The sequence below is a fragment of the Nonomuraea sp. NPDC050733 genome (assembly GCF_040654215.1).
Classification (GTDB): domain Bacteria; phylum Actinomycetota; class Actinomycetes; order Streptosporangiales; family Streptosporangiaceae; genus Nonomuraea.
Window position 1 is genome coordinate 261,538 of the sequence record NZ_JBFAHO010000001.1, and the last position, 25,450, is coordinate 286,987.

At 72.4% G+C, this 25,450-nt stretch carries 21 protein-coding genes; 11 read left to right on the forward strand and 10 right to left on the reverse strand.

Going from position 1 to position 25,450, the window contains the following annotated elements:
* Positions 1 to 23 precede the first annotated feature (23 nt).
* A complete protein-coding gene (locus tag AB0H64_RS01205; protein ID WP_357618567.1) occupies positions 24 to 584 on the forward strand; it encodes a TetR/AcrR family transcriptional regulator C-terminal domain-containing protein in 561 nt (186 codons plus the stop codon).
* Between the two features lie 69 nt (positions 585 to 653).
* Here the strand turns inward: AB0H64_RS01205 and AB0H64_RS01210 are convergent, their stop codons facing one another.
* The 5 genes from AB0H64_RS01210 to AB0H64_RS01230 are packed head-to-tail and all read right to left on the reverse strand — an operon-like array spanning position 654 to position 7,463.
* Positions 654 to 1,925 (reverse strand): right-handed parallel beta-helix repeat-containing protein, encoded by a 1,272-nt coding sequence (locus AB0H64_RS01210; RefSeq protein ID WP_357618570.1) that lies wholly within the window; start codon positions 1,923 to 1,925, stop codon positions 654 to 656.
* Between the two features lie 47 nt (positions 1,926 to 1,972).
* Entirely contained in the window at positions 1,973 to 3,760 is a 1,788-nt protein-coding gene (locus AB0H64_RS01215) for a glycoside hydrolase family 13 protein (RefSeq protein ID WP_357618573.1), read from the reverse strand.
* Between the two features lie 4 nt (positions 3,761 to 3,764).
* Positions 3,765 to 4,604, reverse strand: a complete 840-nt coding sequence (locus tag AB0H64_RS01220; RefSeq protein WP_357618575.1) for a sugar ABC transporter permease — start codon at positions 4,602 to 4,604, stop codon at positions 3,765 to 3,767.
* Entirely contained in the window at positions 4,601 to 6,169 is a 1,569-nt protein-coding gene (locus AB0H64_RS01225) for an ABC transporter permease subunit (protein ID WP_357618578.1), read from the reverse strand. Before AB0H64_RS01225 ends, AB0H64_RS01220 begins: the two co-directional genes overlap by 4 nt.
* Positions 6,170 to 6,173: 4 nt before the next feature.
* The gene (locus AB0H64_RS01230; protein WP_357618581.1) at positions 6,174 to 7,463 is read right to left on the reverse strand and encodes an extracellular solute-binding protein; all 1,290 of its coding nucleotides are present in this window, start codon (positions 7,461 to 7,463) and stop codon (positions 6,174 to 6,176) included.
* Positions 7,464 to 7,766: 303 nt separating this feature from the next.
* Between AB0H64_RS01230 and AB0H64_RS01235 the strand changes: the two genes are divergently transcribed.
* The 3 genes from AB0H64_RS01235 (at position 7,767) to AB0H64_RS01245 (ending at position 11,729) form a co-directional block, all read left to right on the forward strand.
* Entirely contained in the window at positions 7,767 to 9,386 is a 1,620-nt protein-coding gene (locus AB0H64_RS01235) for a glycoside hydrolase family 13 protein (RefSeq protein ID WP_357618584.1), read from the forward strand.
* 98 nt (positions 9,387 to 9,484) lie between these two features.
* Complete coding sequence (locus AB0H64_RS01240; RefSeq protein WP_357618587.1) at positions 9,485 to 10,840, forward strand: ATP-binding protein; 1,356 nt, start codon at positions 9,485 to 9,487, stop codon at positions 10,838 to 10,840.
* Positions 10,841 to 10,910: 70 nt separating this feature from the next.
* Entirely contained in the window at positions 10,911 to 11,729 is an 819-nt protein-coding gene (locus AB0H64_RS01245) for an SAM-dependent methyltransferase (RefSeq protein WP_357618589.1), read from the forward strand.
* A gap of 57 nt (positions 11,730 to 11,786) precedes the next feature.
* Here AB0H64_RS01245 and AB0H64_RS01250 read toward each other — a convergent pair whose 3' ends face one another.
* Positions 11,787 to 13,124 (reverse strand): cation:dicarboxylase symporter family transporter, encoded by a 1,338-nt coding sequence (locus tag AB0H64_RS01250; RefSeq protein WP_357618592.1) that lies wholly within the window; start codon positions 13,122 to 13,124, stop codon positions 11,787 to 11,789.
* Between the two features lie 136 nt (positions 13,125 to 13,260).
* Here AB0H64_RS01250 and AB0H64_RS01255 point away from each other — a divergent pair, with 136 nt between their 5' ends.
* From AB0H64_RS01255 to AB0H64_RS01275, 5 genes are all read left to right on the forward strand, one after another.
* A complete protein-coding gene (locus AB0H64_RS01255; protein WP_357618594.1) occupies positions 13,261 to 14,766 on the forward strand; it encodes a sensor histidine kinase in 1,506 nt (501 codons plus the stop codon).
* Positions 14,763 to 15,440, forward strand: a complete 678-nt coding sequence (locus AB0H64_RS01260) for a response regulator (RefSeq protein WP_357618597.1) — start codon at positions 14,763 to 14,765, stop codon at positions 15,438 to 15,440. Before AB0H64_RS01255 ends, AB0H64_RS01260 begins: the two co-directional genes overlap by 4 nt.
* Before the next feature lie 62 nt (positions 15,441 to 15,502).
* Positions 15,503 to 17,641, forward strand: coding sequence for an N-acetylneuraminate synthase family protein (locus AB0H64_RS01265; RefSeq protein ID WP_357618600.1), 2,139 nt, complete (start codon positions 15,503 to 15,505; stop codon positions 17,639 to 17,641).
* A 33-nt stretch (positions 17,642 to 17,674) separates the two neighbouring features.
* Complete coding sequence (locus AB0H64_RS01270; RefSeq protein ID WP_357618603.1) at positions 17,675 to 18,655, forward strand: glycosyltransferase family 2 protein; 981 nt, start codon at positions 17,675 to 17,677, stop codon at positions 18,653 to 18,655.
* Entirely contained in the window at positions 18,652 to 19,905 is a 1,254-nt protein-coding gene (locus tag AB0H64_RS01275) for an alpha-2,8-polysialyltransferase family protein (RefSeq protein ID WP_357618606.1), read from the forward strand. Before AB0H64_RS01270 ends, AB0H64_RS01275 begins: the two co-directional genes overlap by 4 nt.
* A gap of 96 nt (positions 19,906 to 20,001) precedes the next feature.
* Here the strand turns inward: AB0H64_RS01275 and AB0H64_RS01280 are convergent, their stop codons facing one another.
* The 4 genes from AB0H64_RS01280 to AB0H64_RS01295 form a co-directional block, all read right to left on the reverse strand.
* A complete protein-coding gene (locus AB0H64_RS01280) occupies positions 20,002 to 21,165 on the reverse strand; it encodes a DUF6716 putative glycosyltransferase (RefSeq protein ID WP_357618609.1) in 1,164 nt (387 codons plus the stop codon).
* Positions 21,162 to 22,106: a hypothetical protein gene (locus AB0H64_RS01285; protein ID WP_357618612.1), complete on the reverse strand. Its 945-nt coding sequence runs from the start codon at positions 22,104 to 22,106 to the stop codon at positions 21,162 to 21,164. The genes AB0H64_RS01280 and AB0H64_RS01285 overlap by 4 nt, the downstream gene beginning before the upstream one ends.
* A 149-nt stretch (positions 22,107 to 22,255) precedes the next feature.
* Positions 22,256 to 22,495 carry a transposase gene (locus tag AB0H64_RS01290; protein WP_357618615.1) on the reverse strand — a complete coding sequence of 80 codons (240 nt, stop codon included), beginning with the start codon at positions 22,493 to 22,495 and terminating at the stop codon, positions 22,256 to 22,258.
* Positions 22,486 to 23,439: a transposase gene (locus AB0H64_RS01295; protein ID WP_357618618.1), complete on the reverse strand. Its 954-nt coding sequence runs from the start codon at positions 23,437 to 23,439 to the stop codon at positions 22,486 to 22,488. The genes AB0H64_RS01290 and AB0H64_RS01295 overlap by 10 nt, the downstream gene beginning before the upstream one ends.
* A gap of 194 nt (positions 23,440 to 23,633) precedes the next feature.
* Between AB0H64_RS01295 and AB0H64_RS01300 the strand changes: the two genes are divergently transcribed.
* Positions 23,634 to 24,449: an aldo/keto reductase gene (locus tag AB0H64_RS01300; protein ID WP_357618621.1), complete on the forward strand. Its 816-nt coding sequence runs from the start codon at positions 23,634 to 23,636 to the stop codon at positions 24,447 to 24,449.
* A gap of 20 nt (positions 24,450 to 24,469) precedes the next feature.
* The gene (locus tag AB0H64_RS01305) at positions 24,470 to 25,423 is read left to right on the forward strand and encodes a Gfo/Idh/MocA family oxidoreductase (protein ID WP_357618624.1); all 954 of its coding nucleotides are present in this window, start codon (positions 24,470 to 24,472) and stop codon (positions 25,421 to 25,423) included.
* Positions 25,424 to 25,450 lie beyond the last annotated feature (27 nt).

The following is a 25,450-nucleotide window of genomic DNA, read 5'->3' on the forward strand; positions in this document are numbered from 1 at the left end:
TGGCTATCGCTAGCATACGCCGTATGGCTGTCAGTGCGCGCAGGGGCGCCCCCCTGAGTCCCGAGGAGATCTACTCGACGGCGCTGCGCCTGGTGGAGGAGGGCGGCGTGGAGGCGCTGTCGATGCGCAAGCTCGCCGCCGCCCTCGACGTGAACCCCATGTCGCTGTACCACCACGTCGAGAGCAAGACGGCGCTGATCGCCCAGATCTGCCGGACCATGGCGGGACGGCTGGAGCTGCCCGTCCAGACCGGGGTGCCCTGGCAGGAACGGCTGCGCCGGCTGGCCCACGCCTACCGGCGGCTGGTCTCCACGTACCCGTCGCTGTGGACGTACATCCACACCCACCCGGAGGCGGTCGCCGCCCACGAGGGCGGGCTGTGGGACGTCCTCTTCCCGATCATGGCCGAGGCCGGGGTGCCGGAGGACCAGCGCACGCGCACCGCCGACGTGCTCTACGGCTTCGTGACGGGGCTCATCCTGACGGAGCGGCAGGGCCACATCGGCCGCGACGATCCGGAGGAGGCGGCCCGGACGTTCGAGATCGCCATCGACATGATCATCCGCGGCCTCCCCCACCGCTGAGGCGGCATGGTCGCCAAGCGGCCGGCCGGCGTCTGGAAACGGCGATCACCACCTCGCCGCGGCCGGTGGTCAGGGCTGGTAGGCGCCCGCGGCCGGTGGGGAGGACAGGGGCTTGCCGGCGATGTCCGTGGTCAGGGCCGTGCCGCCGAACCAGGCGGCCGACAGCGGCAGGCCGCGGCCGAGCGCCGGGGACCCCGGGCGCAGACGCAGGTCGGTGCGCGAGACGAAGCGGGGGTCGGCCATGACCGTCCTCGGGCCGCGCTTGAAGCGGGCCGTGCGGCCCTCGTAGACGCTGCCCGCCTCGTCGGCGCCCTTGCCGTCCTCGAAGCCGGCCTGGCCGCCCACCCTGACGGCGTTGTTGCGCAGCCGCAGGATCGACGGGGAGCAGCCGCCGTGGCAGGACCAGCCGAGGGTGCGCGGGCCCGTCAGGTACACCGAGTTGTGCACCGCGACCGTGCCGAGCACCGGCCCCACCACGTGCCGGGGGCCGCGGGTGACGAGGAAGGAGCTCTGCGACAGGGAGGAGGTGACGACGTTGAAGGCGTACACGTTGCCCGTGGCGGTCTTGCCCTTCGTGGCCCCCAGCTCGGTGAACGTCTCGTTGTCGTGGGCGCGGTTGTAGGTGACGCGGTTGCGGTCGCCGTCGTAGATCTCGACGGCCGCGCCGTCCACCCGGTAGTCGCGGCTCGGTGCTTTGCTGCCGGTGATGGTGTTGCCCGTGACGAGGTTGTCGTCGCCGTTGACGAGGATCCCGAACGCCCCGGAGTCGTTGTCGGGGGCGTCGTCGTTGACGCTCATCTTGTCGTTGTCCTTGAGCGTGCTGTCGCGCACGACGTTGCGGGAGCCGGTCGGGGTGATCCAGACGCCGGCGATGTTGCGGTCGGCCTGCACCCCCACCAGGTGGTTGCCGTCGCCGCCGACCTCGAACCCGGCCCACAGGCACCGGGAGGCGCGCAGGCCGCTGACGCGCCAGTGGTCGCCGCTGACGACCACGCAGTTGCCCTCCTGGCCGCTGATCGTGGCCAGAGGGCCCTTGCCGTACGGCTGGACGACGATGGGCCGGGCCGCCGTGCCGTTGGCGGACAGGGTGAGGGTGCCGGTCCACCGGCTGCCCCGCTTGACGCTGATCGCGTCACCGGGCTTCAGGTCGGCCGCGTTGACCTTCTCGAGGGACTTCCACGGGGCGGTGGCGCTGGTGCCGGCGGCGGAGTCGTCGCCCTTCCTGGAGTCGACGTAGTACGTCGTACCGGCCGCGACGGCGGCCCCGGCCACGGGCACGGCGGGCACGGCGGGCAGCAGGAACGCCAGGACGGTCACCGAGGACAGGTTCACGCGCACCACGCCTACAAGTTGAACGCTCAAACAGGAAGGGCGCCCAACGTATCGGCTCACCGTGCCAGGCGCCAGATTCTCAGCGCCGGCCCGCCGCCGGGGATCGCGTTCGTGTCCGAAGTGTTGTAGACGGGGGTCGCGGGCCCCGGCAGAGGCAGCGGCTCGCCGGACGCCCGGCGGGCGCTCACCAGGAGAGTCTCGGCCTCGGTCTCGCGGGCGAACACCAGGTGGTCCGCGTCGGCGTGCAGCCAGCGCAGGCCGCCGCGCCGCAGCGCCGGCTCGGCGCGGCGCAGCCCGAGCAGCTCCCGGTACGCCGTCAGCGTGGCGAGGTCCTGGTCGGCCGGCCGGTTCCACGGCATAGGGGTGCGCGCGTGCTCGCCGTTGACGCCGGTGAGCCCGAACTCGCTGCCCGCGAACACCATCGGCGTGCCCGGCAGCGTGGCCTGGAGGCCGAGGGCCACCAGGTGACGCTCGCGGGAGCCGGTGACGGTGCGGATCCGCGGCGTGTCGTGCGAGTCGAGGATCTGCCAGGAGTGGACGAGCGAGCGCCACGACATGTGCGCGGCGAACGTCCGGACCGTGGCGAGGGCGGCCGTGCCGTCGCGCGCGGGCACACCACCGGGCACGCCGAGGAAGTGGGCGAGGCCGAGGCCGGGGTCGCGCAGCCAGGTCCAGACGGGGCGGGTGAAGCCGCCGTAGTTCATGGTGCCGTGCCAGCCGTCGCGGTCGAGGTCGGCGGAGGCGTCGTGGCTGTGCTCGGCGATGAGCGCCGCCCCCGGCCCCGCCTCGCGCCGCAGCAGCGCCGCGACCTCGTGCGTGTGGTCGTCGGCCCCGAAGCGCCCGGTCATGTTGGCGACGTCCACCCGCCATCCGTCGAGCGGGCCCAGCCACCTCCTCAGCGTGGCCGGCACCCGGGAGCGGACGAGCCGGCTGCCCCAGTTGAGCTTGGGCAGCGTCTTGACCCCGAACCACGCCTCGTAGTCGCCGGTGTCGGGGTCGAAGTAGAACATCTCGCGCTCGGGCGCGTTCACGTCGGACACCGCGGCGGTGAACCACGGGTGCGCGTCTCCGCAGTGGTTGGTGGTGATGTCGCCGAGCAGCCGCATGCCGTGGCCGTGCAGCGCGTCCGCGAGCCTGCCCAGCGCCTCGTCGCCGCCGAGCAGCGGGTCGACCCGGTCGAAGGCGGCGGCGTCGTAGCGGTGGTTGGAGCGGGCCGGGAAGATCGGTGTGAGGTAGACCGTGTCGGCGCCCAGGGCCCGGACGTGGTCGAGGTGCCGGACCACGCCGTCGAGGTCGCCGCCGTAGAACTGCTGGGAGGTGCCGGGGCCCTCCGGGATGACCGGGTCACGGTCCCAGTCACGTGACAGCGCCCACCCGGGCAGCGGCCGGGACGTGCCGGAGCGGCCGAAGCGGTCGGGGAAGATCTGGTAGACGATCGCGTCGGCCATCCAGGGCGGCGGCGGGTCGTGGGAGACGAGCCGGAAGTCGCCGGCGTCGGTCACGTCGTGCGCGGCGGGCCCGCCGGCGGTGAGCCACACCTGGCCGCCCGGGGTGTGCAGCAGGAAGCGGTAGCGGGTGACCGGGTTGACGGCGGCGATCTCGGCACGCCACCACACGTCCTGGCGCCCGTACCCGGTGACGTCCGAGGCCGTCCTCAGCTCGTCGACGGCCGCCTCGGTGTAGCGGGGCTCGCCGTCGTACACCGTGCGGACGTGCACGCCGGTGACGGCGGCGGAGCGGGGCGCGCGCACCCAGACCGTCACCGGGGAGCCCGGCGACGGCGTGAGGTCCGACACGTAGAGCGCGGAGCCGTCGTGGTGCGGCTCCCCGGCGAAACGCAGCATGCGCCTACCCCTTCACGGCTCCGGCGGTGAGGCCGGAGACGATGAACTTCTGCAGCCAGAGGAACACGCCGACGGTCGGGATCGCGGTGATCAGCGTGCCGGCCGCGAACATGCCGAAGTTGGCGTTGCGCTGGTCGCCGGCGATCATGCCGTACATGCCGACGGCGAGCGTCTTGCTCGCCGGATCGCGCAGGAACACGCTGGCCATGATGAACTCGCTCATGATCCCGATGAACGCGAGCAGCCCCGTCACCGCGAGGATGGGGGTGACCAACGGCAGGATCACCCGCCAGAAGATCTGCGCGTGCGTGGCCCCGTCGACCGTGGCCGCCTCGTCGAGCTCCTTCGGCACGGTGTCGAGGAAGCCCTTCATCAGCCACGTGTTCGCGCCCAGCGCGCCGCCGAGGTAGAGCAGCATGAGGCCCCACACCGTGTCGAACCCGAACGCCGGGTACAGCTCGGTGATCCGCGTGAAGATCATGAAGATCGTCACGATGGCCAGGAACTGCGGGAACATCTGGATGAGCAGCAGCGACAGCAGCCCCACCCGGCGCCCGCGGAAGCGCATCCGGCTGAAGGCGTAGGCGGCCATCATCGACAGCAGCAGGCTGGCGAACGAGGCGGCCAGCGCGATGAACACCGAGTTGAGGAACCACCGGGCGAACGGGTACCGGTCGTTGGTGAACAGGTCGGCGAAGTTGCCGAGGCTCGCCCCGTTCGGCAGCAGGTCGGTGGAGGCGAGCGTGCCGAGCGGGTTGATCGCCGCCGACACCACGAACATGATCGGCACCAGGGCGAACACGCACACGAGCAGCACGAAGCCGTGCCTGAGCGCGAGCTTCACGCGTAGACCTCCTCCTGCTTGCGGGTACGGCGGAAGGCCACCGCCGAGATGACCGCCACGAGCGCGAAGATGAACACCGAGATGGCCGCCGCGAACCCGAACTGCGCCCCGCCCGCCCCGAACGCCAGCCGGAACGTGTAGGTGATGAGCAGGTCGGTCGCGCCGACCTGCGGGCTCTCGGCGGGGAACGGGCCGCCCTCGCTGGTGAGCTGGATCGCGTTGAAGTTGTTGAAGTTGAACGCGAACGACGAGATGAGCAGCGGCGTGAGCGCCACCAGCAGCAGCGGCAGCGTCACCTTGCGGAACCCGTACCAGGGCGAGGCCCCGTCGATGGAGGCCGCCTCGGTCAGCTCGCGCGGGATCGCCTGGAGCGCGCCGGTGGTCACCAGGAACATGTACGGGAAGCCCAGCCACAGGTTGACCAGGAGGACGGCCGCGCGGGCCGTGCCGCTCTCGCCGAGCCAGTCGACGTTCAGCCCGAGAAGCTGGTTGATCAGGCCGAAGTCACGGTTGAACATGTCCCGCCACACCATCAGCATCGCGAAGGACGGCATGGCGTACGGCAGGATCAGCATGATCCGGTAGATCCCCGTGCCCCGCATGCGGGGGTGGTGCAGCGCGAGCGCCACGCACATGCCGAGCACGAACGTGCTGACGACCGAGACCAGCGCGAACACCACGTTCCACCCGAAGACGCCGAGGAAGTAGCCGGAGATGGTGGGGTCGGTCACCACCCGGGTGAAGTTGCCGAACCCGACGTTCACCTGCCAGCCCTGCGCCAGGTGCTCGCCCTTGGCGTTGACGAAGTAGCCGCGCGCCTCGTCGGCCTTCCAGGGACCGCCCTCGCCGTTGACGCAGTCGCAGGCGGCGTCGTAGGTGAGCGCGGACCTGCCCTCCACGGCGCGGCTCAGCCCGTTGGCCTTGATCACCCCGCCGGAGGTGGGGACGGCCAGCGCGGAGATCTCCTGCCCGCGGGCGGCGGCCTCGGGGGCCTTGAGCACGGTGAAGCCGGGAGCCTGGAGGACCTTGCCGGTGATGCCGAGCCGCGCTCCGGTCACGGGGGCCAGCCCCTGGCCGGAGCCGGCCTGCACCCGCTTGGTCTTGGGGTCCACGAGAAGGAACACCAGCTCGCCGTCGCGCAGCGCCGCGGTCAGCGCGTACTCGGGCGAGCCGGGGGCCTGCCGCACGGAGCCGGCCTCGATGGCGGTGACCGCCGCGTGCTTGTCGCCGCGGTGCCCGTCGCCGAAGTTGGTGAAGGCGGTGCTCACCGTGTACAGGACGGGGAACACCTGGAAGGCGATCAGGCAGACGGTGCCCGGGACGAGGTACTTCGCGGGGACGAAGCGGCGGGTCAGATAGAGGTAGGCGATGCCCGCGCTCGCCAGGCAGAGCAGCGCGAGCGAGGCCCACGCCTCGGCGGCGACCAGCGGCGGCACGGCGTAGAGCAGGATCGCGGCCGCCACGGCCAGCACCGCGATCCTGCTCACCACGTACGTCGTGGTGATCTCCCGGCGTGGCCGCGGACCCCTGCGGGTGTCCGCGGCCACGCGCGTGTCCTGCGCCATGACGTCAGTTCTTGAGCGAGCCGTCGATGGTCTTCTGCGCCGCCGCGGCGGCCTTGGCGGGGTCGCCGCCCTTGACGACCGAGGCCTCGGCGATGCCGAAGGGCTCCCAGATGGCCGCCATCTCGGGGATGGCCGGCATCGGGAAGCCGTCCTTGCCGGCGTCCATGAACTTGCCGGCGTCGGCGTCGGCGGCCTGGACCTCCTGCAGCGCCGCGGTCAGCGCCGGCGGGCGCGGGTCGGCCGCGTAGAGGGCCTTGGCGACGTCCTTGTTGGTCACGTAGTTGGTGACGAACTCCTGCGCCAGCGTCTTGTTCTTGCCCTTCGCGGCGACGAAGAACGACTGCACGCCGACGAACGGGGTGGCCGGCTTGCCGCCCTTGAACGGCGGGACGGGCGTGATGTCGTAGGAGAAGCCGCCCTTCTTCACATCACCCATGGCCCACGGGCCGGAGACGAGGAAGGCGCACTTCTTGGCGGCGAAGCTCGGGATGTAGTTCTCGTTGGTGATGGAGGTCTTGAGCGCCCCGTCCCCCTTCTCGCCGAGCTCCTTCAGCTTGCCGAACGCCTTGACCGAGTCGGGCGAGCCGACCAGCACCTTCTTGGCGTCCGGGTCACCGGTGGCCGTCGCGCCGAACAGGGCGCCGCCGCCGGAGGCGAAGATCGGATAGGAGTGGAAGGCGTCGCCCTTCTGCGCGACCGGCAGGCAGAGCACCTCCTTGACCTTGCCCGCGGCCTTGAGCTCCTTGCCCTTGGCGACGAGGTCCTCGAGGGTGGCGGGCGCGTCGGGCGCGAGCTCGGTGTTGCGGATCAGGGCGATGTTCTCCACCGCGTACGGCGCGGCGTACACCTGGCCGTTGAAGGTGACGGCCTTCATGGCGATCTCGGGGAAGGCGGCCTTCTGCTCCTCGGTGAGGTTGACCGGGTCGATGGCGCCGTTCTGGACGAGGTTGCCGATCCAGTCGTGCGCGCCGACCATGATGTCGGGGCCGCTGCCCTGCTGGGAGGCGGTGAGGAAGACCTGCTGGTTGTCCTTGCTGATCTCCTTCACCTCGACGGTCACGCCGTTCTCGGTGCCGAACTGCTCGGCGAAGGGCTTGAGCGCCTTGACCCGGTTGGGGTCGGCCCAGATCACGAGCTTGCCGCCCTGGGCGGCGGGCGCGGTGGCGCCGCTCGACCCGGTGGGCGCCGAGGAGGGGGCGGCGGCCGGCTCGCCGCCGCCGCAGGCCGACACGGCGACCGCCAGGGCGGACAGGGCCGCCACGTGTGCCGCCGCACCCAGAGCTCGCTTGCGCATGGGACCTCCAGAGGTCACGGAGGGAGCGGCGGCACGGGAGAGGTGCCGCCGCTGGAAGTCGATGTGGGCCGCGGATCAGCGGCTTATGTTTCCGGGACGTTAGCGAGACTTTGCAAGAATTGGAAGAACTTGCAAAAAGCGTTACCTGATCCAGACCCGTGCTGACCCCGGTTTGACCTGAGGACCAGGGCCCTGACCGGCAGAAGGGACGCTTCTGCAACTTTCCGCAAGTTGCGCTTGACCTCTCGTAACGCCACAGGCCATCCTGCATCGGAACGAACCACCCCCGGGGGAAGGACGACCATGGGCACCACGCCGCACCCGCTGCCGAACGACGCGCCGGACACCGGGCCGCCCGCCGTGTCTCCCGCTGTGTCACCCGCCGGGTCATCCGCCGGCGACGACTGGTGGCGGGACGCCGTCGTCTACCAGGTGTATCCCCGTAGCTTCGCCGACGACGACGGCGACGGCATGGGCGACCTGCCCGGCGTGCGCCGGCGGCTGGGCTACCTGAGCGAGCTGGGCGTCGACGCCCTCTGGCTGAGCCCCTTCTACACCTCGCCGCAGGCCGACGCCGGCTACGACGTGGCCGACTACCGCGGCGTTGACCCCATGTTCGGCACGCTGGCCGACTTCGACGCGCTGGTCACCGACGCCCACGCGCTCGGCATCCGGGTCATCGTGGACCTCGTCCCCAACCACTCCTCCGACCGGCACCCGTGGTTCCAGCAGGCGCTGCGCGGCGAGCGCCGCGACCGCTACATCTTCCGCGACTCCCCCAACGACTGGGAGTCGGTCTTCGGCGGCCCCGCCTGGACCCAGGTCGAGGACGGGCAGTGGTACCTCCACCTGTTCGCGCCCGAGCAGCCGGACCTCAACTGGGACCACCCCGAGGTGCGGGCCGAGTTCCGCGACATCCTGCGCTTCTGGCTGGACCGCGGCGTCGACGGCTTCCGGGTCGACGTGGCCCACGGCATGATCAAGGACGACGGGCTCCCGGACGTCGGGCCGAAGGAGGGCCGCCAGGTCGAGCTGCTCGGCGACGAGCGGGTGCCGTACTTCGACCAGGACGGCGTCCACGACATCTACCGCGAGTGGCGGCCGATCCTCGACTCCTACCCGGGCGGCCGGATGGCGGTGGCCGAGGCGTGGGTGTCGTCGCCGGAGCGGCTGGCCCGCTACGTCGGGCCGGACGAGCTGCACCAGGCGTTCAACTTCGACTTCATGATGGCCGACTACCACGCCAAGTCGTTCCGCACGGTCATCGAGAAGTCGCTGGCGGAGGCGGAGCTGGTCGGTGCGCCCACCACGTGGGTGCTGTCCAACCACGACAAGCCCCGCCACGTCACCCGGCACGGCGGCCTGGCCCGCGCCCGCGCCGCGACGCTGCTCATGCTGGCGCTGCCCGGCTCCGCCTACCTCTACAACGGCGAGGAGCTCGGGCTGCCCGAGGTGCTCGACCTGCCCGACGAGCTGCGCCAGGACCCCGCGTTCAAGCGCAGCGGCGAGAGCCGCGACGGCTGCCGCGTGCCGCTGCCGTGGACCACCGCGCCGGGCTGCGGCTGGCGCGACCCGTGGCTGCCGATCCCCGAGGAGTGGCGGGAGCTGTCGGCCGAGGCCCAGGAGGGCGACCCGGACTCGACGCTGAGCCTCTACCGGGCGGCGCTGCGGCTGCGCAAGCGGCATCCGGCGCTGGGCGGCGGCGCTCTGCGCTGGCTGGAGTCCTCCGTGCTGGACGCGCGTGAGGACGTGCTGGCGCTGGAGCGCTCGCCCGGCCTGGCCGTCGTGCTCAACACCGGTGAGGAGCCGGTCACGCTGGCGGAGCTGGGGCTTTCGGGCGAGGTCCTGCTGTCCAGCGGCCCTCAGCCGGACGCCGGCGCGGTGGCCCCGGACACCACGATCTGGCTCGCGCTCACCTCCTGACCGACGCGAGGGCCGACGCGAGCGCCGGTCGTGAGCATTGGGGGAATCTTTCCCTGCGCACGACGTCCGGCGGTCGTCACGGTTAGTAACCTCGGGGCGTGTCCCGCAAATGGGCGCGCTCCCTGCGCGGGCGTGTCACGCTCGTCGCGACACTGGTCGCCGCGATCCTGCTGATCCCGGTCGGCATCGGGGCGGTCACCGTGACCCGCACCTGGGTCGCGGCCAGCGTGGCGGCGGACACCCGTAACACGGCCGAGCGGATCGCCGCGGAGACCCGGGCCGGCACGCAGTGGCGCGCCGGCAGGGTCGCGGCGCCGGACCCGACCGTGCCGCTCATCCAGATCGTCGCCTCGGACGGCACCATCACGGCGGTCAGCGACGCGGCGCTCGCCATGCCGCGGCTCAGCGACGTGTGGCCCACCCCGGACAACCGCGTCATCAGCACCACGCGCTGCGGCCCTCAGGGGTGCCTGCACCTGACCGCCGTCCGCGTGTCGGCCGCCACGGCCTCCAGCGTCGTGTACGCCGGGCGGCGGGCGCCGAGCGTGCTGGCCAGTCACACCCTGGAGACGGTGACCTCGATCGAGATCATGATCCTCATCGCGCTCACCGGCTGGGCCAGCTGGACGATCATGGGGCGGGCGCTGCGGCCCGTGGCGGCCATGCGCGCCCAGCTCGACGAGATCAACGCCAGCGACCCGAGCCGCCGGGTGATGCAGCCGACCCGGGACGACGAGCTGGCCGGGCTGGCCGACTCCATCAACGGGACGCTGGCGCGCCTGGAGCGCTCGGCCCACCAGCAGCGCCAGTTCGCCTCCGACGCCTCCCACGAGCTGCGCACCCCCATCGCCGGGCTGCGCGCCCAGCTCGAAAGCGCCCAGCTCTACCCGGACGACACCGACCTCGACGCGCTCGTGTCCAGCGCGCTGCGCGACACCGACCGGCTGGAGGCGATCATCACGGACCTCCTGCTGCTGGCGCGGATCGGCTCGCGCGTGGACGCGGCGATGGAGCGGGTGGACCTCGGCGAGCTGGTCCGCGAGGAGCTGTCCGTCCGCAACGACAAGATCCCGGTACGGCTGGCGGTCGAGGACGGCGTGATCGTCCACGGCGTCCGGCTCCAGCTCGCCCGCGTGCTGACGAACCTGCTGGACAACGCCGCGCGGCACGCCGACCGCTACATCAGGGTGTCGGTGGAGCGCCAGGACGGGCTGGCCGTCCTGGCGGTGGAGAACGACGGCGCGGAGATCGCCCAGGAGGACCGCGAGCGGATCTTCGAGCGGTTCACCCGCCTGGACGCGGCACGCAGCCGCGACGCGGGCGGCACCGGCCTGGGACTGGCGATCGCCCGCGACGTGGCGGTGGCGCACGGCGGGACGCTCGAGGTCGACGACTGCCAGGGCGGCGCCCGCTTCGTGCTGCGCCTGCCGTCGGCGGCGCGCACCCCCGAGTGACATACCAGAAAGAACGCGACATCAGGGGAATCAGTGGATGGAAGCCTCTGATGTCCGGAATCATGGACTCATGATGGAGCAGGCGCCGTTGGGCATTGATCCGCACGTTCCCAACGCTGCGCGGATGTACGACTACTTTCTCGGCGGCAAGGACAACTTCCAGGCCGACAGGGACCTTGCGGAGCTGGTGCTGAGCGTGATGCCCGACGTCCGCGTCGGCACCCAGCAGAACCGCGCGCTGATCGGTCGCGTGGTGAGGTACCTGTGCGACCAGGGGATCACCCAATTCCTGGACCTGGGGTCCGGTCTGCCCGCGCAGGAGAACGTGCACGAGGTGGCCCGGCGGTACGCCCCCGACGCCCGGGTGGTGTACGTGGACAGCGACCCGGTGGTGGCGACCCACGGGAGGGCGTTGCTGGCCGAACCGGACCGCGTGGCCATGGTGCAGGCCGACGCGCGGCGGCCGGAGGACGTCCTCGGCGACCCCAGGGTGCGGGAGCTGATCGACTTCGACCGGCCGGTGGCGCTGCTGATGATGTTCTTCCTGCACCTGGTGCCGGACGAGGACGACCCCCAGGGGTTCGTGGCCCGTTACCGGGAGGCGCTGGCGCCGGGCAGCTACCTGGCGATCTCGCACGTGGGCAGCGACACGGCGCCGGAGCAGGTCAACAAGGTCGTCGAGTTCTACCGGCAGGCCAACACGCCGTTCTGCCCGCGGCCGGGCTCGGAGATCGCGGCCTTCTTCGGCGACTTCGAGCTCATCCCGCCGGGCCTGGCCACGGGGCTGGGCGAGCAGACCGGCTGGCCGTTCATCGACCCGGACGACCGGCCGCTGATCGACGAGGAGCTCGCCCGCATGGGGTACGCGGGCATCGGCCGCAAGCCGTAGCACCTCGCCGGGCCGGGCACCCGTGAAGGGGCGCCCGGCCGGTGGACGGACCGGGGATCAGACCGGTGACATCTCGCGGTCGGTCTGGGCAGCCGGCGGCTCGGGCTCGCGCTCGTCGTCGTCCTGCAGCGTGGCCTCGTCGAACGGGTCGCGCCCGGCCAGCACCTCCAGGGCCCGCTCCCGGTCGAATCCGCCGGTCCACCTGCCGACCAGGACGGTGGCCACGGCGTTGCCGGCGAAGTTCGTCAGCGCCCGCGCCTCGGACATGAACCGGTCGATGCCGACGATGAGGCCCACGCCGTCCACCAGCTCGGGGCGGTGCGACTGGAGGCCGCCCGCCAGCGTGGCCAGGCCCGCGCCGGTCACACCGGCGGCGCCCTTGGAGGCGATCATCATGAACAGCAGCAGCCCCACCTGCTCGCCGAACTGGAGCGGCGCCCCGGTCCCCGAGGCGATGAACAGCGTGGCCATGGTCAGGTAGATGGCGGTGCCGTCGAGGTTGAAGGAGTAGCCGGTCGGCACCGTGATGCCGGCCACGGTGCGGCTGACGCCCAGGTGCTCCATCTTGGCGATGAGCCGCGGCAGCGCCGACTCCGACGACGACGTGGACAGGATGAGCAGGAACTCCCGGCCGAGGTAGCGCAGCAGCGACCACAGGTTGATCCGGGCGACCACCCACAGCAGCGTGCCGAGCACCACGCCGACGAACAGCGCGCAGGTGATGTAGAAGGCGGCCATGATGACGGCCAGGCTCTTGAGCGCGTCGAGGCCGGTGGCGCCGACGAGCGCCGCGATCGCGCCGAAGGCGCCCACCGGGGCCGCCCACATGATCATGGCGAGGATGCGGAACACCAGCCGCTGGATGTGCGCGACGGCGTTGAGGACGGGCGCGCCCTTGGCGCCCATCGCCTGGAGCGCGAAGCCGGCGAGCAGCGCCACCAGCAGCGTCTGGAGCACCTGACCCTCGGTGAACGCCGACACCAGCGTGGTCGGGATGATGCCGAGCAGGAAGTCGGCCGTGCCCGTCGCCTCGCCCTTGGCCGCCTCGGCCGCCGCGGCATGCTTGGCGGCGTCGGTCAGGTGCAGCCCGCTGCCCGGGTCGATGAGGTTGCCGACGACCAGGCCGATGACCAGGGCTACAGTCGACATGACGAGGAAGTAGCCGAGCGCGAGCCCGCCGACCTTGCCCACGCTGGCGGCCTTGGTCACGGAGCCGACGCCGAGCACGATCGTGCAGAAGATGATCGGGCCGATCATCATCTTGATGAGGGCCACGAAGCCGGTGCCGAGAGGCTTGAGCGCCAGGCCCACATCCGGCCAGACGAACCCGACCACGATTCCGGCCAGGACGGCCGCGATGACGGCCAGGTAGAGGTAATGGGTGCGGTCACGCATGGGAGGTGCTCCAAGCGTCGAGGAGGACTCTTCTCACTTCGTGACTATGCGGCCCGTGGTGACCCACGTCACCATTGCGTAAGTTTCGTTCACCGCGTTCGTGACGGGCGAGGTGGAAAGTACGGAGAGGGTCCCGATGCGACAGTGGAGCCTGGCGGGGCAGATGCTGCTGCTGCAGCTCGTCGTGGTCGCCGTGGCCGTGGCGGGCGGCACCGTGCTGGAGTCGGTGCTGGCGCGCGAGGTGGTCAGCGGGCAGGCCGCGGCCACGTCGGAGGCCGTGGCGCTGAGCGTGGCGGCCTCCCCCGACGTGCGGGCGGCCCTGGCCGGGCCGTCGCCGACGGCCCGGCTCCAGCCGTACGCCGAGCGGGTGCGCGCGGAGACGGGCGTCGACTTCGTCACCATCATGAAGCCGGACGGCACCCGCTACACGCATCCCAACCCGGCCGAGATCGGGCGGCGCTTCCTGGGCCACACCGAGATGGCGCTGCGGGGACACCCCTTCACCGAGACCTACACGGGCACGCTCGGCCCGTCCGTGCGCGCGGTCGTCCCGGTCCGCGTCGGCGGCTCCATCCCGGCGCTGGTCAGCGTGGGCATCAAGGAGGAGCGGGTCAGCGCCGAGCTGCTCGTGGTGCTCGTGTGGACGGGCCTGATCACGGCGCTCGCCCTCGGGCTGGGCGCGGGCGGCACGTGGCTGGTGACCTCGCGGCTGCGCCGGCAGACCCACGGGCTCGGCCCGGTGGAGCTGAGCCGCATCCACGAGCACCACGACGCCGTCCTGCACGCCGTACGGGAGGGGCTGCTGCTGGTGGGCAAGGACGGCACGCTGACGCTGTGCAACGACGCGGCCCGCCACCTGCTCGGCCTGCCGGGCGACGCCGAGGGGCGGCACGTGGCCGACCTCGGCCTGGCCGACGTGCTGACCAGCCGGGAGGAGCGCATCCACCTGGTCGGCGACCGCGTGCTCGCGGTCAACGGCGCGGCCAGCCGCCTCGGCACCGTCGTCACCGTACGCGACCACACGGAGCTGCAGGCGCTGGCCGGGCAGCTCGACGCCGAGCGGGGGTTCGCCGAGTCGCTGCGGTCGGCGGCGCACGAGGCCGCCAACCGGCTGCACACGGTGATCACCCTGGTGGAGCTGGGCCGCGTGGAGCAGGCGGTGGCGTTCGGCACGGCCGAGCTGCGGGCGGCGCAGGAGCTGACCGACCGCGTGATGGCCGCGGTGCGCGAGCCGGTGCTGGCGGCGCTGCTGCTCGGCAAGAGCTCCGAGGCGGCCGAGCGGGGCGTCGAGCTCGTCATCAGCCAGGACAGCGACCTCGACGACCTGGGCGCCGAGCGCGGCGTCGAGACGCGGGAGCTGGTGACCATCCTCGGCAACCTCATCGACAACGCGATCGACGCGGCCTCACGGGTGGAGGTGTGCCTGCGCGGCGACGACCGGGAGGTGCTCGTGCGGGTGGCCGACGACGGGCCGGGGATCGTCTCGCCCGAGGCGTTCCGGCGCGGCTGGACGACCAAGGGCGACGGCCACGGGCTGGGGCTGGCCCTGGTGGGACAGGCGGTGCGGCGGCTGGGCGGCGTGATCGACGTGGCGGGCTCGGAGTTCACCGTGCGGCTCCCGGTGCCGGAGCGGGTCCGATGATCTCCGTGCTGGTCGTCGAGGACGAGGAGATCACCGCCGAGGCCAACCGCATCTACGTGGAGCGGGTGCCCGGCTTCCGGGTCGCCGGGGTGGCCCGCTCGGGCGGCGAGGCGCTGCGCTTCCTGGGGCACACGCCGGTCGACCTCATCCTGCTCGACCTGTACCTGCCGGACATGCACGGGCTGGAGGTGTGCCGCGCCGTGCGGGCCGGCGGGCTGCTGTGCGACGTCATCGCGATCACCTCGGCGCGCGACCTGGCCATGGTGCGCTCGGCGGTGTCGCTCGGCATCTCGCAGTACCTGCTCAAGCCGTTCGCGTTCGCCGCCCTGCAGGAGAAGCTGACCCGCTACGCCCGCTTCCGCAAGGAGGCCGGCGAGATCGTCGGCCAGGGCGACGTGGACCGGGTGCTGGGCACGCTGCGCGGCGTCGCCACCGAGCTGCCCAAGGGCATGACGCAGGACACGCTCGACACGGTCGCGGCCGAGCTGCGCAGCCGGCCCGAGGGCGTGTCGGCTCAGGCGGTCGGCGCGGCGGCCGGGGTGTCGCGGGTCACGGCCCGCCGCTACCTGGAGTACCTGGTGGAGCGGGGCGTCGCGGCGCGCTTCCCGCAGTACGGCGGGGTGGGCCGTCCAGAGTTGCTCTACCGGATGCCCACGCAACGTTCAGAGGAGTGACGCTGGTCGTTCAATCCGGGCCTCTAGCTTCTGGTGCATCCCTGAAGCACTGAGGAGTCACGTTGCGAGTCCTGGCCGTAGTTCCCGCCCGCGGAGGTTCGGCGGGCGTCCCCCTGAAGAACCTCGCCACGGTGGGCGGGGTGCCGCTGGTGGCCCGCGCCGTGCGCGCGTGCCTGCGGGCCGAGCTGATCGACCAGGTGGTGGTCAGCACCGACCACGCCGGCATCGCGGAGACCGCCCGGCAGGCGGGGGCGCTCGTCGTCGAGCGCCCGGAGGAGCTCAGCGGCGCGACGGCCTCCAGCGAGTCGGCGGTGCTGCACGCCCTGGACGCGCTCGGTGAGGAGCCCGAGGTCGTCGTCCTCGTGCAGTGCACGAGCGCCTTCATCGACCCCGCCGACCTGTCCGCCGCCGTGCGCAGGGTCCTCGACGGCGAGGCCGACTCGGTCGTGTCCGGGCTGCCGACGCACGAGTTCCTCTGGACGGCCGCCGGTGGCGGCGTCAACCACGACCCCGCGGTACGGCCCCGCCGGCAGGACCGCGAGCCGCAGTTCCGCGAGAACGGCGCCTTCTACGCCATGCGCGCCTCCGGCCTGCGCGAGCACGGTCACCGCTTCTTCGGCACCGTCGCCGTTCAGCCCGTGCCGACCCGGCACGCCGTCGAGATCGACGACCCCGAGGACCTGGAGCTGGTCCGGGCGCTGGCCCCGTTCGTCGACCAGCCGGAGCCGATCGACGTGGACGCCGTCGTCACCGACTTCGACGGCGTCCACACCGACGACCGCGCCTACGTCGACTCCGAGGGCCGCGAGATGGTCCTCGTCAGCCGCTCCGACGGGATGGGCGTCTCGCTGCTGCGCCGGTCCGGGGTGAAGGTGCTCGTCATGTCGACCGAGCACAACCCGGTCGTCGCCGCCCGGGCACGCAAGCTGGGCGTGCCGGTGCTGCAGGGGCTCGCCGAGAAGCGGACCGTACTGCGCGACTGGCTGGCGATCGAGGGGCTCGACCCGGCCCGCGTCGCCTACGTCGGCAACGACGTCAACGACCTCGGCCCGATGGCGGAGGTCGGCTGGCCCGTGGCGGTGCCGGACGCGCACCCGAAGGTGCGGGCCGCCGCCCGCGTCGTCCTCACCCGCGTGGGCGGGTCGGGGGCCGTGCGCGAGCTGTGCGACCGCGTGATGGCCGCCCGTCCCGCGCCCGCCCCGGCCGCGCCGGCCACCCCGCTGGTCCCCGGCACGCCGGCGCCCGCCACGGTGCCGACTCTCGACTCCCCCGCCTCTCCCGCCGTGAGGGCCCTCGGCGCCGCCGTCCAGGACCGGCCCAGGACCGCCCCGGCGCCGGTGGCCATCGGCGACGTGCTCGTGGGCGACGGCCTGCCGGTGTACGTGATCGGTGAGATCGGCATCAACCACAACGGCGACCTCGACCTCGCCCGCCGCCTCATCGACGTCGCCGCCGACGCCGGCTGCCAGGCCGTCAAGTTCCAGAAGCGCACCCCCGCGATCTGCGTGCCCGAGGAGCAGAAGGGCCAGATCCGGCAGACGCCGTGGGGCGAGATGACGTACCTGGAGTACAAGGAGCGCACCGAGTTCGGCATCGACGAGTACCGGCAGATCGCCAAGTACTGCGACGAGCGCGGCCTGCACTGGTTCGCCTCGCCGTGGGACGTGCCCTCCGTGGAGTTCCTGGAGGAGATGGGCGTCCTAGTCCACAAGGTGGCCTCGGCCGGCGTCGCCGACCACGAGCTGCTGCGCGCCTTGGCCGCAACGGGCAAGCCCGTCATCCTGTCCACGGGCATGTCCACGCTGCCCGAGATCGACCGGGCCGTCGAGATCCTCGGCACCGGCAACCTGATCGTGATGCACGCCACCTCGACGTACCCGCTGCCTCCGGAGGAGGCGAACCTGCGCACCATCACCACGCTCAAGGACCGGTACGGGGTGCCGGTCGGCTACTCCGGCCACGAGCGGGGGCTGCAGATCTCGCTGGCCGCGGTGACGCTCGGGGCGGTGTGCGTGGAGCGGCACATCACGCTCGACCGCACCATGTGGGGCTCCGACCACGCCGCCTCGCTGGAGCCGTCCGGCCTTGAACACCTCGTCCGCGACATCCGGATCATCGAGCAGGCGCTGGGCGACGGCGTCAAGCGGGTCTTCCCCGGCGAGGAGGCCCCCAAGGCCCGCCTGCGCCGCGTCACCGCCTGACCCCGCCACTCCTCGTTCCGGCAAGGGAAAGACTTGATCACTCTCTCGGTCGTCGTGCCGGTGCGGGACGGCGAGCGCTTCATCGCCGACGCGCTCGCCTCCCTGCGCCGCAACGCCCGGCGCGACTTCGAGTTCATCGTGGTGGACGACGGGTCGGTGGACGCCACCGCCGGCATCGTCGAGGACTTCCGCGGCGACCTGCCCGGCCTGTCGCTCATCCGCAATCCCCTGCCGCTGGGGCTGGCTGACGCGCGCAACACCGGGCTGACGGCCGCGGAGGGCCGGTACGTCACGTTCATGGACGGCGACGACTGGCTCGCCCCCGGATACCTGGAACGGCTCGTCGAGGCGATCGACGGGCTCGGCTGCGACTTCGTGCGGGCCGACCACGTCCAGGCCGAGGGCCGCAGACGGGTCGTGCACCGCGCTCCGCTGGCGCGGCGGGGCGTGGTGCTCGATCCCAGGGACGCGATCCTGCCCGCGAACGTGCGGACCATGGTCGACTACCCGTACGCGTGGGCCGGGGTCTACCGCCGCTCGCTGCGGGACCTGCTCCACTTCCCCGGCTCCCTGCACACCGCCGAGGACCGGCCGTGGATCTGGCGGCTGCACCGGGAGGCCGCCACGTTCGCGGTGGTGTCCGTCGCGGGCGTCTTCTACCGGCGGCAGGTGGCGGGCTCGCTGACACAGGTCGGCGACGAGCGGCAGCTCCACTTCTTCGACGCGTTCGACCTGGTCTTCAAGGACCTGGAGGAGGAGTTCCTGCCGAAGGCGGTGCGCAACTTCTGCGCGCTGCTCGCCCACCACCTGGAGCTGGCCGGCCGCTTCACGCCGCGGCTGCGGGCCCGCTTCGAGGAGCGCGGCGCGCAGGCCGTGCGGGCGCTGCCCACCGGCCTGGTCGTGGACGCGGTCTCCAGGATGTCCGTCCAGCGGGAGGCCGCGCTGCGGGCCCTCCTGCCGGACCTGCCCCCCAGCCCCCTCGTCCGGCTTCGCCGGGATCGGGAGGATTCATGACGACGGTCTGCTACGCCTCCACGCTGTTCGGCGCCATGTCGCTGGCGGCCGCGATCGACGACGGCCGTTTGGGAGGGGGCCGGTTCAGCAGCGGGCGCCGGGTGCTCATCGTCTCCACGAACGCGGCGATCCCCGAGATCGCCGTGCCGCTCGACCGGGCGCCCGGCTTCGCCGCGCTGCGCTCCCGCTTCGACGAGATCCACTCCTGGAACGACCTCATCGCGCCGCTGCACCCGTCGGACTGGAAGGCCCGGGTCATCGAGGTGCCGATGATGGAGCGGCTGATCCGCGCGCAGCTGGGCCTCGGCGAGGTGGACGAGCTGGTGCTGGAGTCGATCGCGGTGCCGCCCGCGCGGACCATCGCCGGGCTGGTGCGCGACTGCCCGATCACCGTCTACTCCGACGGGCTGATGAGCTACGGCCCGACCCGCGATCCGCTGCCCGCCGAGATCTTCCGCCGGATCACCCGCCTGCTCCACCTCGACCTGGTGCCGGGGCTGGAGCCGCTGCTGCTGAGCGAGTACGGGGTGCCGGCGGAGGTGCTGCCGGACACGGCGTTCCTGTCGGTCGTGCGCGAGGTGACGGCGACCGCACCCGACATGCTCGACGCGCGGGCGATGATCCTCGGCCAGTACCTGTCCGCGCTCGACATCGTCACGCCCGAGGAGGAGGCGGCGCTGCACGAGACCATGCTGCGCGCGCTGGCCGCCCGGGGGCACGAGACGGTCGTGTTCAAGCCGCACCCGTCGGCGGGCCGCGCGCACGCCCGGCTGCTGCGCCCCGCCGCCGAGCGGCTGGGGGTGCGGCTGGTGGTGGCGGACGAGAGCACACCGGCGGAGGCGTGCTTCGCGGCGCTGCGGCCGGAGCTCGTGGTGGGATGCTTCTCGACGGGCCTGATCACGGCCCAGCGGTACTTCAGCCTGCCGGTCGCCTCCTACGGGACGGAGCTGGTGCTGGACCGGCTGAGCCCGTACGAGAACAGCAACCGCATCCCCGTCACCGTGGTCGACGCGCTGCTGCCCCGGCTGTCGGAGGACGGCTCGGTGCAGGCGCCGCCCGCCATGGACCTGCCGGCGCTGGTGCGCGCCGTGGGCTACTGCATGCAGGCGGAGGCGTACCCGGAGCTGCGGCCGTCGGCGACGGTGTTCGACGCGCGCTACTTCAAGCGCAAGCGGCTGGAGACGCTCGGGCTGACCGGCCGGCCCACGGCCCTGGCCCGCCTGCGCCGCAAGCTCACCACCGCCCGCTGAACGCCCGCTGACGCACGCGCCCGCCCGGCGACGCACAACGGCCGCCGTCCCCTGACGCACGCGCCCGCCGCCCGCTGATGCGGCGGCGTGGGGGGCCTACCGCCGTCCGCTGACGTAGCGGCGAACGCGGCGCCGGGCGCGGTAGCCGTAGCGCAGCACGGCCGGCGGCACCTCCAGCCGGAGCCGGGCGCGGCGGCGGGCCGCGGCGTGCTCCGGCCCGTCCAGCAGCGACCGCGCCGGCAGCTCCCGGCCCGCCGCCGCCGCGGCCAGCAGGCCCGTCCAGTCGTCCAGCCCCGCCGGGTGGAAGTAGTTGGCCGCGCACCACTCGGGGTCGGCGGCCCGGAAGTCGCCCTCCGCGAGCTGGTCCAGCGTCCCGAGCAGCCCGCTCCCCTCGAACACCAGGTTGATCATCTCGGCGCTCACCCCGAAGTCGGAGAGCACCAGCGACGGCACCCCCTGGGCGACCGCCTCCAGCGCGGCCGTCGAGCTGACCGTGACGAACCCGGCCGCACGCTCCAGGTGCTCGTGCATGGGCCCGGCCGCGAAGGACAGCCGCCCCGGCTCGCCCATCTCGCGCCACAGCCGCTGATAGTGGTGGCGCTCGCGGTGCGTCTGCCGCTCGCCTTCCAATGCCCGCAGCTTCACCACCACGTCCAGGTCGGGCCGCCGCTCGGCCAGCCGCGCCAGCGCGGCCAGCACCCGCTCCCGCTCCGCCCGTTCCCGCGGCACCTTGGCCTGGGTGGCGAACACCACCCGGTTCCCCCCGCCCGCGGCCCGGCCGGGGCGCAGGAACGGCAGCCGGGCCAGCCCGATCGCCCCTCCCCCGCCGAGCCGCGCCGCGATCTCCCCGAACTCGGCCACCTCGCGCCGGCTGTGCAGCACGAACAAGTCGCAGCCGCTGCGGAAGAGCCACGCCTTCTCGGTGGCGGGCACGGAGATGCCGGGCAGCCCGGTCGCGAACGCGGGCCGGGGCCGCAGCCCGCTCAGCACCTCGGCGACCAGCACGTCCACGACCGGGCCGGTGCAGGCGACGAGGATCACGTCCGGCCGGCCGCGCTCCGCCTCGCGCCGCAGGGCGCGGGCCGACAGCACGGGCGGCGCGGGCCGCCCGCCCACCGCCGCGGCGATCTGCTGCGGCGAGGGCGCGATCGGCGTGCGCACCACCACGAGATCCGTCTCGCAGCCGGTCGGCAGGTCGCCGAGCAGGCAGGCCGCCCACTTCAGGTACGAGTCGGAGTCGGCGACCGCCAGCACTCTCACCCGGTCACTCCTGTCAGATGCGATCGCAGGGCGGGGGCCGCCCCGCTGGTCCACCAGTCGTCCGGCACGGCCACCGGCTCCACCGCGACTCCGCGCGGGCCGAGCAGGACCCGCAGGGAGGCGATGGCGGTCGAGGGCAGGCTGAGCACCCGCTGCCCGGCGCCCAGGCCGCGCAGCGTCAGCTCGGCCGGAGCGCCGCCGTCGTGCACGGTGATGCCGGGCCGTTCCCGGATGAGCGCCACGTCCACGGGGTCCTCGCGCCGGTGCGGGTAGTAGGCGAGCGGCTCCTCGCCGGCCAGGTCGGTCAGCCAGCGCAGGTAGCGGTCGCGGCGCACCAGGCCGTTGCGCACCAGGGACGTGCCGAGCACCACGGTGCGCTCGGCCGGTCCGGGCTCGGTGGGCGGCTGGGAGCGCAGCCAGGCGAAGTCATGGCGTACGAGGTCGAACCCGGCGTCGCGGACCGACTGTTCGAGCTCCTCGGTGACCGGCAGGGCGGTGAAGACGGTCACCCGGCCGGCGCGCAGCCTGAGCGCGGCGGCCAGCCCCAGCACGGCGCGCAGCCGTCCCGGCTGGGCGCGGGCCCGCAGCAGCGGACGGTACGGACCCGCCGCCAGCAGCTCCAGCAGCCGGAGCGTGGCCAGCCCGTCGTCCACGACGACCAGCCGGCCGGGACGGGAGGTGAGCCAGCGCAGCTGCACCTTGCCGGAGAAGGCGTCGCCGGCGGCGTTCATCCGCCGCGGCAGCTCCTCGGACGGCTCGGCCAGCTCCAGGCCCTCGGGCAGCGACAGGCGGCGCAGCTCGCGGCGGGTGGCCTTCAGCGCGCGCTGCCCGGCGCGGGGCACGACGTCGGTGGCGGGGCCGAGCAGGCCGGCGTGGTGCGCCTCGACGGCGCAGAGCATCTGGAGGGGTGACTCCACCCAGGCCGACGCCCGCTCCGCCACCCCTGCTCTCCCCACTCCGGGCTGATGCCGGCTTCGCTCCGGGTCGTCTGCGACCGCACGACGCGCTCACCGTAATCCGGCCCCCTGACGGCTCGGGGAACGCCGCATGAACAGTGACTCCTCCGCTCCCTGAAGGGACCGGCTTCTCGCTAAGCCGCTTCCGCGGCGTCGCGAAGGGCAAGCCCTGCCCTGAGGATGTTGACGGCCGCGTTCACGTCGGCGTGTGCGGCATGCCCGCACGCCGTACATCGGAACACAGCTTGGCTGACGCGGTTCTCCTTCGCGCAATGCCCACATGCGGCGCATGCGCGGGAGGTGTTGGCGGGGTTGACCGCGATCAGTGTGCGACCGGCGCTTTCAGCCTTGTGCGACAGGATCGTCAGCAACACCCCCAACCCGCGTCCAAGATGCTGCGGTTCAGGCCCGACTTGGCCGCGACATTACGGCCGGGGGCGTCGAGCGTGCCGGACGCCGAGCGGGTCATGGCGGCGATCCGCAGATCCTCGTGCACGATCACGTCATAGGCGCGGACCAGAGCGAGCGCGGTCTTGTGCGCGCCGTCCAGGCGCTGACGCCGCATCGTGGCATACAGCGCGGCCACGCGGGCCACGACCTTGCGGCGGCGTCCGCTCCCCCGCTGTGTCCGGGCCGGAGCCCGCTGCGCCGCCGCCAGTCGTCGGGCGGAGGAGGCCAGGTTGCGCGCGTTGGCCACATGGGCGCCGTCGGAGGTCGTCACCAGCCAGGCCACACCGAGGTCCACGCCGGCGACCGCTCCCGTGGAGGGGAGCGACTCCGCCGGCACATCGTCACACGACATGATCAGGAACCAGCGGGCACCCTCCCGCTTCACGCTGATCGTCTTCACCCGGCCCCGTATCGGGCGGTGCTGGTGGACGCGTACATGCCCGATCCCTTGCAGGCGGGCGAATGCCGCCGAAGGGTGCTCGGGCTGGGAATCCCACCGGCAGCCGTCGCCGTCCTTGGGCCAGGTCACCGTGTCGAACCGACCGCGCCCCTTGAACCGCGGGAACCCTGGCGTGCGCCCGGCTCTGACACGGGCGAAGAACGTCTTGAAGGCGTTGTCCAACCGGCGCAGAGTGGCCTGCTGGGAGGAGAACGACCACCGGCCCTGCCCCTCCGCGTCATCGGCGCGAATGTGCTTCAGATCCGCCGACTGATCACCGTACCGGACGCTCACGCCCGCCTTGCGGTAGGCCGTACGCCGATGCTCCAACGCGCCGTTGTACAACTGGCGGTGGTCCTCGAGGCACGCCACCAGCGCGATCTGCTGACGAACGGTCGGCCGCAGCAGGAACTTGTACGTCCTGCGCACGGCCATCACCCCCGCCCGGCACTCGCGCTGCCGGCGCGGTCGGCCAGTCTCACGATCATCATGACAGCACCACTCGCCCTCTTGCCGTGGAGAGCAGAAAACCCATGGTGAGATCGGAGGGCGAACCAGTCGCTGACGCCATTGCCCCCGACCCTGTGCAGGCGATGGTGTCCACCTTGGTTCTAATGGAGGCCATGAATTCGCTCAATCTCACCAGTGACGGCGTCTCGATCCCCCAGCTCGGGTTCGGCGTCTGGCAAGTACCCGCCGACGAGGCCGAGCGGGCCGTGACGACCGCTTTGGAGGCCGGTTACCGGCACGTCGACACCGCCAGGATCTACGGCAACGAGGAGGGCGTGGGCCGGGCGGTGCGCGCCTCCGGTCTGCCGCGCGAGGAGGTGTTCGTCACCACGAAGCTGTGGAACGACGACCACCACCGCGCCGAGCGGGCCCTGGACGAGAGCCTGGCGCGGCTCGGCCTGGACCACGTCGACCTCTATCTCATCCACTGGCCCGTGCTGAAGCAGGACGCCTACGTGGGTGCCTGGCGGGCGTTGGAGAAGGCGCACCGCGACGGGCGGGCCCGGGCCATCGGTGTGTCCAACTTCACGGTGGAGGCGCTCACCCGGCTCATGGACGAGACCGGGGTCACGCCGTCGATCAACCAGATCGAGCTGCACCCGTGGCTCCAGCAGCACGAACTGCGGGCCTTCCACGAGGCCAACGGCATCCTCACCGAGGCGTGGAGCCCGCTCGGCCAGGGCCGGGGCCTGCTGGAGGAGCCGGCGTTCCAGACGCTGGCCGCCAAGCACGGGCGCACCCCGGCGCAGGTCGTGCTGCGCTGGCACATCCAGCTCGGCAACGTGACGATCCCCAAGTCGGTCACGCCCTCCCGCATCCGGGAGAACATCGACGTGTTCGACTTCGTCCTGGACGACGAGGACCTGGCGGCTATCGGGGCACTCAACGCCAATCGCCGCCTTGGGCCCGATCCCGCCACATTTGGGTAAAAAAGCTATGATCCCTCGCCATGAGGGATCTCGCATGGGGCATCGCGGCGACAGGCGGTATCGCACGGACCGTGGGCGCGGTCATCGCCGCGGAGCCCGGCATGCGGGTGGCGGCCGTCGGCTCGCGTGACCTGGACCGCGCCGACGCGCTGGCCGCGGAGCTCGGCGCCGAGTCGGCGTACGGCTCCTACGCGGAGCTGTGCGCCGACCCGGCCGTCGACGCCGTGTACGTGGCCACGCCCCACGCCCAGCACCTGGCGGTGGCCGAGGCGGCCATCGCGGCGGGCAAGGCCGTGCTGTGCGAGAAGCCGCTGGCCGCCTCGCTCGCCGACGCCGAGCGCATGGTGCGCCTGGCCCGCGAGGCCGGGGTCTTCCTGATGGAAGCGATGTGGATGCGGTTCAACCCGCTCATCCGGCGGGTGGCCGCCGACCCGCGCTTCGGCGAGATCCGCTCGGTGCAGGCCAGTTTTGGCTTCGCTTTGCCGTTCGATCCGGCGCACCGGCTGTGGGCTCCGGAGCTGGGTGGCGGGGCCCTGCTCGACCTCGGGATCTACCCGTTCGGGCTGGCCCAGCTGCTGCTCGGGGCGCCGTCGGAGGTGCGGATGACGGGCTGCCTGGCGCCGTCGGGCGTGGACGCGGAGGCGGGCGGCGTGCTGGTCTATCCCGGCGGGAGGCGGGCGCTGGTGGAGTCCTCGCTGCTCGCCTCGTTCCCCAACAGCGCGTACGTGGTGGGCACGGGGATGCGGGCCGAGATCCAGGCGCCGTTCTGGGCCCCGAACCGGGTCGTGCTCAGCGGAGCGTCGATGGCGACGGAGGTCCACGACCTCGACCCGGCCGACAACGGATACGCGGGTGAGCTGCGCGAGGTACGGGACGCCCTGGCCGAGGGACGGACCGAAAGCGAGATCATGCCACTGGACGAAAGCCTTGCCATGATGGGGCTTCTGGAGGAGGCACGCTCCCAGCTCTCCTAGCTGGGCATTTATCCACTTGTAATCCTC

Bases quoted from the DNA above. Each gene is read 5' to 3' on its own strand.
- AB0H64_RS01235 (WP_357618584.1), top strand. From the start codon at position 7,767: ATGGGCACCACGCCGCACCCGCTGCCGAACGACGCGCCGGACACCGGG.
- AB0H64_RS01215 (WP_357618573.1), bottom strand. From the start codon at position 3,760: ATGCTGCGTTTCGCCGGGGAGCCGCACCACGACGGCTCCGCGCTCTAC.
- AB0H64_RS01255 (WP_357618594.1), top strand. From the start codon at position 13,261: ATGCGACAGTGGAGCCTGGCGGGGCAGATGCTGCTGCTGCAGCTCGTC.
- AB0H64_RS01245 (WP_357618589.1), top strand. From the start codon at position 10,911: ATGATGGAGCAGGCGCCGTTGGGCATTGATCCGCACGTTCCCAACGCT.
- AB0H64_RS01305 (WP_357618624.1), top strand. From the start codon at position 24,470: ATGAGGGATCTCGCATGGGGCATCGCGGCGACAGGCGGTATCGCACGG.
- AB0H64_RS01275 (WP_357618606.1), top strand. From the start codon at position 18,652: ATGACGACGGTCTGCTACGCCTCCACGCTGTTCGGCGCCATGTCGCTG.
- AB0H64_RS01250 (WP_357618592.1), bottom strand. From the start codon at position 13,124: ATGCGTGACCGCACCCATTACCTCTACCTGGCCGTCATCGCGGCCGTC.
- AB0H64_RS01225 (WP_357618578.1), bottom strand. From the start codon at position 6,169: ATGGCGCAGGACACGCGCGTGGCCGCGGACACCCGCAGGGGTCCGCGG.
- AB0H64_RS01205 (WP_357618567.1), top strand. From the start codon at position 24: ATGGCTGTCAGTGCGCGCAGGGGCGCCCCCCTGAGTCCCGAGGAGATC.
- AB0H64_RS01300 (WP_357618621.1), top strand. From the start codon at position 23,634: ATGAATTCGCTCAATCTCACCAGTGACGGCGTCTCGATCCCCCAGCTC.
- AB0H64_RS01230 (WP_357618581.1), bottom strand. From the start codon at position 7,463: ATGCGCAAGCGAGCTCTGGGTGCGGCGGCACACGTGGCGGCCCTGTCC.
- AB0H64_RS01260 (WP_357618597.1), top strand. From the start codon at position 14,763: ATGATCTCCGTGCTGGTCGTCGAGGACGAGGAGATCACCGCCGAGGCC.